The 9,218-nt window shown below is 65.7% G+C and carries 7 protein-coding genes; 2 read left to right on the forward strand and 5 right to left on the reverse strand.

The annotated features are described in order from the left end of the window. Nucleotides 1-138 precede the first annotated feature (138 nt). The 5 genes from P3W85_RS07700 to P3W85_RS07720 form a co-directional block, all read right to left on the reverse strand. A complete protein-coding gene (locus P3W85_RS07700) occupies nt 139-582 on the reverse strand; it encodes a hypothetical protein (protein WP_017228880.1) in 444 nt (147 codons plus the stop codon). After that, nucleotides 563-1,918, reverse strand: a complete 1,356-nt coding sequence (gene pgaC / locus P3W85_RS07705) for a poly-beta-1,6-N-acetyl-D-glucosamine synthase (RefSeq protein ID WP_276264335.1) — start codon at nt 1,916-1,918, stop codon at nt 563-565. Before pgaC ends, P3W85_RS07700 begins: the two co-directional genes overlap by 20 nt. 54 nt (nt 1,919-1,972) lie before the next feature. Then, nucleotides 1,973-4,018 (reverse strand): poly-beta-1,6-N-acetyl-D-glucosamine N-deacetylase PgaB, encoded by a 2,046-nt coding sequence (gene pgaB / locus P3W85_RS07710; RefSeq protein WP_276264336.1) that lies wholly within the window; start codon nt 4,016-4,018, stop codon nt 1,973-1,975. A 6-nt stretch (nt 4,019-4,024) separates the two neighbouring features. Continuing rightward, nucleotides 4,025-6,070, reverse strand: a complete 2,046-nt coding sequence (pgaA, locus tag P3W85_RS07715; protein WP_276264337.1) for a poly-beta-1,6 N-acetyl-D-glucosamine export porin PgaA — start codon at nt 6,068-6,070, stop codon at nt 4,025-4,027. 1,209 nt (nt 6,071-7,279) lie between these two features. Next, nucleotides 7,280-7,909, reverse strand: coding sequence for a DNA-3-methyladenine glycosylase I (locus tag P3W85_RS07720; protein WP_276264338.1), 630 nt, complete (start codon nt 7,907-7,909; stop codon nt 7,280-7,282). A gap of 120 nt (nt 7,910-8,029) precedes the next feature. Between P3W85_RS07720 and P3W85_RS07725 the strand changes: the two genes are divergently transcribed. Then, complete coding sequence (locus P3W85_RS07725; protein WP_276264339.1) at nt 8,030-8,383, forward strand: DUF2314 domain-containing protein; 354 nt, start codon at nt 8,030-8,032, stop codon at nt 8,381-8,383. A gap of 144 nt (nt 8,384-8,527) precedes the next feature. Then, on the forward strand, nt 8,528-9,218 hold a 691-nt coding region (locus P3W85_RS07730), incomplete at its 3' end, for a DUF2339 domain-containing protein (protein ID WP_276264340.1).

Raw genomic sequence — 9,218 nt, forward strand, 5'->3', positions numbered from 1 at the left:
CAGCAACGCGCCGGCAAGCATCACGGCAACGCCACGCAGGATGGCGAGGGGGCGCATGGCTACTCCACCGTGACCGAGCAGGCAGGATGGCGCGGCCTGTCCACATCGGTGCCCGAGGGACCGGGGCGCCGGTGCCGGTCAGGCCAGCTCTTGCTGTAGTGGCGCGACGTGCGAAACCAGGCCGTCGTCGTCGTGATACGCCATCAGGCGACGGCCCGTGCCCACCGAGAGCACCACATCCTTGGCCAGGTCGAGCGTCGAGGCCGGCGCAGCCCGGGCTGGCTGCCTCGCTTGGGACACGCTGGTCCCGATGCGGCGCGCCAGGGCCCACAGCGTTAGCGTCAGGCCAATGCCGAGGACGGCCAGGGCATCGGGAATGACCTCCCGGAGCGAGAGCTCGGTGCTTCCCGCAGACGCCACACACCAGTGGATGTAGTACGCGGCCGCCACCCAGATGCCTGCCAGCAGCAGGGGCCGCGCCAGCCGATACCAGAGATATCGTCGAATCGCCTTGCCGCGCGCATGGTGCTGCAGATACTGCTGCAGGGTGGCGTTGGATGCGTCAATGATGGGCTCTCTCATGTCTCACTCCTCCTCCAGAATGCTCTTCAAACTGCCCGACATGGGGCGATGCAGGCGCAGGCGACCTTGGCGGCGTTGACGCGGTCGCGTCCTCGCGGATGCCGCGGTCGGGGCTGATCCACCTTGCACGCGTGCGGCGCTGGTGCAGCAGCACGCTGGGTAGGGCGATCACCGAGGCGACCATGCTGATGGTCCAGAACGCGACCGGGTACCAGATCGTGTCCATGGCGTAGCGCAGCAGCCTGGTGTCGTAGCGGCGATCGATAAGGCAGCCGACCAGGATCTGCGCGCAGCAGGTCAGAAAGAGAATGACACCCGCTCCTCGCGGCAGGCTGGCGAAGCGCCAGGCCTCGGGCAGGTCGAACAGCGCCGTCGCCGCCGTCATGACCAGCGTGAACAGCATGCAGTAGGCCCAGATCACGCTGATCGAATACTCGAGGAAGATCGGCCACATCATCGGTTCGTGCCTGGTGACGATGGGCGCCGCGTATTTCTGCAATACCTGGATGCCGCCCCGCGCCCAGCGCAGGCGCTGCCTGAACAGGCCCTTGAGCGTTTCCGGCATCAGGATCCAGCTGAGCGCGCGCGGCTCGAAATGCAGCCGCCAGCCATTGACCTGCAGCTTCCAGCTGATATCGATATCCTCGGTCAGCATGTCGGGGCTCCAGTAGCCCACGCCGCGCAGCGCGCTCTTGCGGAACATGCAGATCACGCCGGACACCGTGAGCAGGCGGCCGTAGATTTCCTGGGTCCGCTTGATCAGGCCCACGATGGACGAGAACTCGCCAACCTGCATGCGGCCCAGCAGCGAGGTCCGGGTGCGGATGCGCGGGTTGCCGGTAACGGCGCCCACCCCCGGGTCGCGCAGGAAGTGGCGCAGCATCCAGCCGATCACCTCGCGGTCGAGCAGCGAGTCGCCGTCGATGCACAGCAGGTACTCGGCATCGGTCAGCATGGCCGCGGTGGTCAGGCCGATGGCCTTGCCTTCGTTATTGCTCTGGTGGATCACCAGCAGTTGGGGGTATTGGTCGATCAGCTCGTTGAGGATCTCCCCGGTGGCATCGCGGCTGCCGTCGTTGACGGCGATGATGTTGTAGTTCGGATAGCGCAGTTCGGCCAGGCTCGCGATCACCTCGCGCACGTTGTCTTCCTCGTTGAAGCAGGGCACGATCACCGAGACCTTCGGGCAATCGAGCAGCGCGTCGGCCCGCGTCTTCTTGCGTTCTTTCCGCTCGATCAGGAAGTAGTGGAGCAGGCCACCGGTCATCCATAGGTACGACATGAACAGCGGATAGTAAAAGACGAAATTCGAAATCAGGCTTGCCGTGCTCTTCATGATTTTTCCCGCCTATCTCTTTTGCTGGCTCTGGACATGGGCCTGAACCCAGGCTTAGACCTTCCTTCGGCTGAAAGGCCGCACCAGGTTCTGCATGGACATGACATCCCGCAGCACCGCCAGGTCCGGCTGGTTCACCATGAACTGGTCCGGGCAGTAGCCGAGGTGTTTCGCGCCAGCCGCGCGCAGGCGCTGCATCTGCTCGCGCAGCGCGGCGGTGGCGATCGGCGCCTGGGTGCGGGCGTCGAGCGTCTGCAGTGCGAAGACGGTCTTCGGCAGCGCGCCCTGATGCCCGGCCACGGCGCGCACCAGGCCCTCGAGCCAGGCCGCCGAAGGCGGCGCGCCTCCGGCATCGGCATAGGCCATCAGGTTGACGAAGTCGTAGTGCGCCGCGAACGCGTCGATGTCCTGGGCCAGGCGCATGCCCGCATCGGGACGCAGCACCGCGCTCGCAGCCAGGCTGCGCACGGTCAGCACATTGCCGCCGCCCTGGTAGTCCTTGACCACTTCCGCCAGCTGGCGCGTGAAGTCGATCAGGTGCCGGAGCTTGGCGTCCGACCATCGCTGCAGCAGGTCCGGGTTGGCGCGAATCGTCGCCAGCTCGCGCGGCAGCCCCCAGTCGGCGTAGGCGGCCAGCGCCGCGTCGCTGGCATCCTCGACATCGCTCAGGCTCGCGTCCTCGCCAAACACGATGCCGTTCAGGCTGGTGTACCTGCCCAGGTCGTAGTAGATATCGCGGATCACGCTGCGGGCGAGCGGGTCGAAGGGGCTGAGCCGTTGCCGCTGGCGCGGATCGAAGGGCGTCGCGGGCGCGCCCGCCACCGTCGCGACCCGCCGGTCCGACGCCGGATGGCTTGCGGGAAGCCGGTAGGCAAGCACGGGCAGCGCCGCATAGACCTGGACTCCGGCGCGGGTGATCAGTTGCCAGGCCGCGCGCGAGAACAGGTCGGAGCGCACCGGCAGGTGGCGGTTCGGGAAATAAAGCGCCTGGGCGGTGCCGCTGCCGTCGGGGTCGTAATAGGCTTGCAGGTAGACCGATTTCGGTTCGAGATCCTTGATCCGGTCGAGCAGCCGGGACAGCCGGGCCTCCTGGCGATCGGGATTGGGATCGTACACATCGTCGAGCGAGACATTGACGACCCGTTCGACCGGCTGGTTATCCCCGCGATAAGCCGATTGCTGGCGGAACTGGCCCATCATGACGCCGGCATCCCAGTCATAGGAGACCAGCAGGCGCCTGATCTTGGTCAACGGCACATCGGGCGTGTTGGGGCCGTCGTCCAGGGTGAAGTGGACGCGCATGCCGAGCTTGTGCGAGACGCCGATCAGCGCCGCGTTATACATGCCGTAGGGCCAGACCATCGAGCGCACCCGGACGCCGGTGTTGGCCTCGATGAGGTCGGAGCACTGCTTCAAGTCGGCACCGACCCGGGTTTCGTACTCCTGGTCGGTTTCATAGCGCTTCAGGTCGGCAAAGTACAGGTGCGTGCTGGCTGCCGGCAACTCATTGCGCTGGGGATTGGCTACCGCGCCGTGGTGCATATCGTGCGTGTGCGAAGCGATTTCCACCAGACCGGACGCTGCCATCTCGCGCAGGTTGTCCCAGCTCATGAAGTAGCCCGGCGCCATCACCGACCTATGGCTGATACGGACCGGCTCGTCCCGCGGTGTATTGGTCCAGCGCGACACCACCGCGATCACGGCGGGATAGTTGTACTGCCGCAGCAGCGGAAAGGCCTTGATGTACTGGCTCTTGTAGGCATCGTCGAAGCTCAGCAGCACGGCGCGCGGCGGCAGGAGCGGGCCGCCGTTGCGCGCGGCGACGATCTGGTCGATGCTGACCGGATGGAAGTCGTTGCCCGTGAGCCAGGCGAAGATATTGTTCAGGGTGGCGGTGCTGATCGCGCAGGTATCTCCCACGGTTCCCACATCCGCGCGCAGGTCGTCGCGGATATCGTGGAACGCCAGCACGCGGAAGGTCAGTCCGTCGTCGCGATCCCGCGGCGGCAGCAAGGACAGGACATAGCCTGCATGAACGCTATGGGACACCGACAAAGCGCCGGCGAGTCCGATGAATGTTCGGCGATTCAGCTTGCTCATGATGGCCTATAGGGGAATGTTGAGGTTGACGTAGATCAGCTTCGACGTTTCGCGGGTGGCGTCGTAGCGCTTGCTGCCGACGCCGACGCCGTAGGTCAGCGAGGCCTTGCGGCCGAGCTGCCAGTACTGCTCCAGGCGAACCTCCCACAGCATGCTGTCGCCAAAGCCGTCCTCCTTGTATCCGCCCACCGTGGCGTACACGCGCTGGCTGAATGACTTTTCGGCGTAGCGCCATGGCGTCCACTGGTACATGGTGCGCAGCTGCGCGGTGTAGTCGCGCCTTGGGTTGAAGTAGGCAGTGTTGTTCAGGTTGTTGCTGGTGGAGCCCACATCGAGCCAGATCGAGACCTGGTGGCGCGGCTGGTTCATCAGCCGCTGGTACCAGGTGCCCTCCCATTCCTGATGCAGGTTGGTGTCGCTGTAGCGCGATACGCCATACATCACGTTGAAGTAGCGGGCATCGTCCTGCGAATAGCGCGCGCTGGCGCGGGCGGTGCGGCCGGTGACGCCAACCTGGTAGGCCTTCCACGGCAGTGCGTTGTCGTCGGAGTCGGCACTGGCGCCGAAACGCCAGTGATCGTTGGGCCGGAAGGCAAGCGTGCCGGTGCCGCCGGTCTTGCCGTTGCCGCCCGCGGACTGGTGCACTTCGGCGGAGGCTTCCCAGCCGTCGCGCCGGTAGTCGCCGCCGATGCCGTTGCGCACGCGGCTCACGCTCTGGCCGTCGGCGGTGTCGGCGCGCCCCGAGTACTGGTGCGCGAAGACACGCCAGTACTCGGCCAGCGGCGACGAGTAGAGGCGCGTGTCGACGCCCCAGGCCTGGTCTGCCAGCACGGCGTTGCCACGTTCGCCGATGGCGTCGATGATCAGCTGCGGACGCTCGTAGACGTGGTAGTCGCGCTGGAAATTCATGACGCTGTTGTTGTCGGGGAAGTTGCCGTCGAAGGCCGCGGCAACCGCCTTGGCCTGGTCGTACTGATACAACTGCAGGGCGCTCTTGCCGATCCCCACCAGGCTTTCGATGTCGCCGGGGTGATCGGCCTGCGCTTGCCGGTAGATGCTCTGGGAGGCGTAGGGGCGCTCCAGCACCAGCGAGCCGTCGGCGCGCGCGGTCAGGAAGGAGGGATCGAAGGGGGCATCCTTGCGCAGCGCATCCAGTGCTTCCAGGCCCTCCTGCACGTGATTGGTATAGAGCAGGTATTGCGCCTGCAGTTTCTTGACGCGCCCGTACTCCGGATTGATCTTGTCGGCGTCTTCGGACAGGTCGGTATGCGACGGTGTGTTGCGCGCCATCGTCGCGACCAGTTCGCGCGCCTCTTCGTAATGCCCCTGGTCCAGGTAGGCGAAGAACAGGCTTTCCTGCACCGCCGGCAGCGATAGCGCATAGGGCTCGGTGGTTTGCTTCAGCGGCTCGACCACGCTCTGCAAGCCTTGTTTGTAGGCGTGTTCGGCGAGATCGGGCTTTTCAAGATAGGCGTAGGCATCGCCAGCGGCGACATAGGCCGCGGCCGGCAGTGGCTCCGGCGCCAGCGAGAGCTGCTCGTACAGCGCGGTGGCTTCCTTCATGCGGCCGCGCACGGACAGCGCGGTCATCCGGTCGGCCTGGGCTGCGCGCCTGACCCCGTCGTATTCGTCGCCGGCGGGAATCCTGACCAGCAGCGCATCGGCCGCGGCGAGGGCGCCGTCGGCGGGAACCAGGCGATCCGGATCATTGGACGCGCTGGCTTGCTGCCGAGCCCAGCGGATCTGCTGGGCAACGACGAGGTGCTCCAGCAGCAGCAGGTCGCGGGGCGCGAATACGTCCGGATGCGTGGCCGCCTGTTCCAGCGCCAGCTTCGGCGAGCCCGCTTCGGCCAGGGCGAAGATGCGCTCCCGGAGCTGCTCCCTGCCGCTAGCCGGTGCAGGCTGTGCCATGCGGGCGGCTGGCTGCGCACGCGGTGCAGCCTGTGCTGCCGTCTCGGCGGCGCAATGCTCGCGGGCGAACAACGCCAGCAGCAGGGCTGTGGCCTTGAGCGTGGTCCGCAATCGCTTCCGGCTCTGCTGGGATGCCTTCACGTTTTGTTTCCCCCGTTGCGCTGCTGCAAACAGAGCGTCCCCCTTGGCAGGCGGCATATCCTTGCCGGCACCAATGCCATGAATCCAGGGAAGCGACCACCAAAGGGCAGGCCGGATGGCTACGTCGCTACGCAACGAGGCAAACCGGCCTGCCTGAACATGACCTTGCTGAAATCGACCAGATATCAAGACCGCACCGGATCGTCGCCGGCCATGCATGTCCTGTTCTTCCCGCCCAATTCCGCCGCGCCGCGCAGTGCCTTGTATCGCGGCGGGCCGGATCTCCAAATACTTATTGGTTCTACTCCGCAGTTGCCGCCAGGGCCGACAGGCCCCTCCGGCTGCATGCTCCACGCCTGTTCCGCATTCCTTCCATGCCGTGTATCACTGCTGCGTTTTCATCTTTGTGCGAGCATTATTTGGCGAATATGCACGAGGGCGACAGTCGCCAGAAGCACTAGGGCCGCCGGCCAAAAGTGGGAGCAGGTTTAATCCACGAGGCCGGTCCCTTGTCACGGGGATGAAACGGGAGCGTGCCGATGGAAAGGGCGCGTGGCCGGCATGGCCTGCCCGCACTGTTGCGCGCCTCGGCAAGGCGCGCATTTCAGTCAGTCGGCCAGCGTCCTCCGTGATCGCGAGGACTGCAAGACCAGCGACGGGCGTTTCGGAGAGACTGAAGCCGGGTAGCCACGGGATGGGAGGGCCGCTCCTGCAAGGGAAATCCAACAGGCAGGTTAACCGCCGCCGGGCGGCGAGCAGCACCTCACGCTGTGGATAACTGGCTGTGCAAAACCCTGGGGATAAGCAGGCAGGAAAGCTGTGCCTCGGCTGGGGGCCAGGTGTGGGGCGTATACGTACAAGTCCACGGCCGTTTTGGCGCGTCGCGTATACCCGCCCGGGATATCCCATGACCCCAGGGCAATCCCCAGGGCTTATCTTGTTCGCAAGCCCTTGAGCGGAAAGGGAAAAAACGACTTATCCACGGAATTGGCCCGCGTTTACCTACTACTACTATATTTGTATACGTAAACAATACAGAAAGACATAAGGAAACCATTGCGGGACGTATACGCACAGAGGTCTTTTCGATTCGCGGCGGCGTATACCGCGCACCATCGCGTCGGCGGCTCGCGTATACGCTGCCGCCCTCGGCGGGCTTGGCCGTTGCCGTATACCGCGGCAATGCTTCCGCCGCCGGTATACGTCATCTCAACGCGGCACCTTGAATGCCCTGCGGGCCCGCAGGGCTTCCTCGCGGGTCGTGCAGCCTTCCTGGTGATCGTTGACCAGGCCCATGGCCTGCATCAGCGCGTACATCGTGGTGGGGCCGACAAAGCGCCAGCCCCGTTTCTTCAGGTCCTTGGACAGCGCGGTGGATTCGGGCGAGATGGCCATGGTGCGCAGGACTTCCGGCGTCAGCAGCCGGGGCCGGCTGGCGGGATCGGGCTCGAAGCGCCAGAAGTAGGCGGCCAGCGACGGTTCGTTCTCGAGCAGTTCGCGGGCGCGCTGCGCATTGTTGATGGCGGCCTCGATCTTGCCCCGGTGCCGCACGATGCCGGCGTCGCCGAGCAGGCGCTGGATATCGCGCTCGCCGAAGCGGGCCACCTTGTCGATCTCGAAGTTGGCGAAGGCGCGCCGGAAAGCCTCCCGCTTGCGCAAGATCGTGAGCCAGCTCAGGCCGGCCTGGAAACCTTCGAGGCATAGTTTCTCGAACAGCCGCCGGTCGTCGTCGACGGGGAAGCCCCATTCGTGATCGTGGTAGTGGCAATAGTCTTCCAGCGTGCCGCACCAGCCACAACGCTGGCGTGCCGCCTGTGCCGCTTTTTTGTCTGCTGCCATTTCTGAGTTCTCCTTCGAACTGCCATCTTAAAGCGGCGCGCACGGCATGTCGCGTGTGCGCGACCGCCTGGTGCATTTGCTACGATGCGGGCCGTGAAGAACGAATTTGCGAGGATGGACATGGACCAACGACTGGCGACCATCGAAGAAGACGGCTGGCAGCTCGATGACGGCGAGGCGATCGGCGAGGCGCACCCGGAGACGTTCTGGGTGCCGCCGCTCGAAGCCCGGCAGGCGCTGCAGGCGGGCCAGCTGGTGAAGCTGATCTTCCGCATCGTCACCACCGACGAGCAGGATCGCGAAGAGCAGCACGTGGAACGCATGTGGGTCGCCGTCACCGGGCGCGAGGGCGATCTCTACAGCGGCGAACTCGACAACCAGCCCTATTGCACGGAGGAAATGGCGCCCGGCATGCCGCTCTGGTTCGAGGCCCGGCACGTGATCAACATCCATAGCGATGGCGACGAGGAGTGACCGCCCGGCCGGCCCGCATCGCCTGAAAAAATCGACCTCGCGCTACACTGGGCGAGCATCCCGCGGGCGGATTTTCGTGGCCATCAATACAATACGCGCCACGGGTCGCCGCCTACCCAACCCTCTTTGGCGAAATCTCATCTGATGCGCTGGATATTCGCGGTGATCGGCCTGCTGCTAGGCGCAGTGGCGGCAGGCTTTGGCGGCGCCCTTACCGGTGCCGTACTGGGATTCGGCTTTGGCTGGATGGTCAGCGACAGGCCGGTGCGGCCCCGCTTCGATGGCGAGGCGGCGGACCCGCCGCCGGCGTTGCCGCTCGAGGCCCGCGTGGCGCGTCTCGAGCAGGAACTGGCCACATTGAAGCGCGAACTGGCGTACGTGCGCGGCGGGGCCGCGGTACCGGCCGCGCCAGCGGAAGGATTCCCGGAAGTCTCGCCGGATGCGATAGCCACCCCGGTGCCAGCGCCGGCCCTGGTGTCGATCCCCGAGCCGGAATCCGCCACGGCGGCCGAAGTCCGGGCGCCATCCCTTACCGTGCCGGTCCCGGTGCCCGTAGCGGTTGTGGTGCCGGCCGCCGCGCAGCAATCCGCGCCGCGCGAGCAGCCTCCGCTCTCGTCCCCGCTCCTGCCAACGGAGCCCGACTTCATCCAACGCGCGGTGTCCGCCGCGCGCGACTGGCTGCTGGGCGGCAACAGCGTGGTCCGGGCCGGCATCCTGATCCTCTTTTTCGGCGTGGCGTTCCTGCTCAAGTACGCCGCCGACAATTCCATGCTGCCGGTCGAGTTCCGGCTGGCCGGGGTGGCCGCGGGCGCGGTGGCATTGCTGCTGGTCGGGT

The organism is Cupriavidus basilensis, from assembly GCF_029335485.1.
Classification (GTDB): domain Bacteria; phylum Pseudomonadota; class Gammaproteobacteria; order Burkholderiales; family Burkholderiaceae; genus Cupriavidus; species Cupriavidus basilensis_E.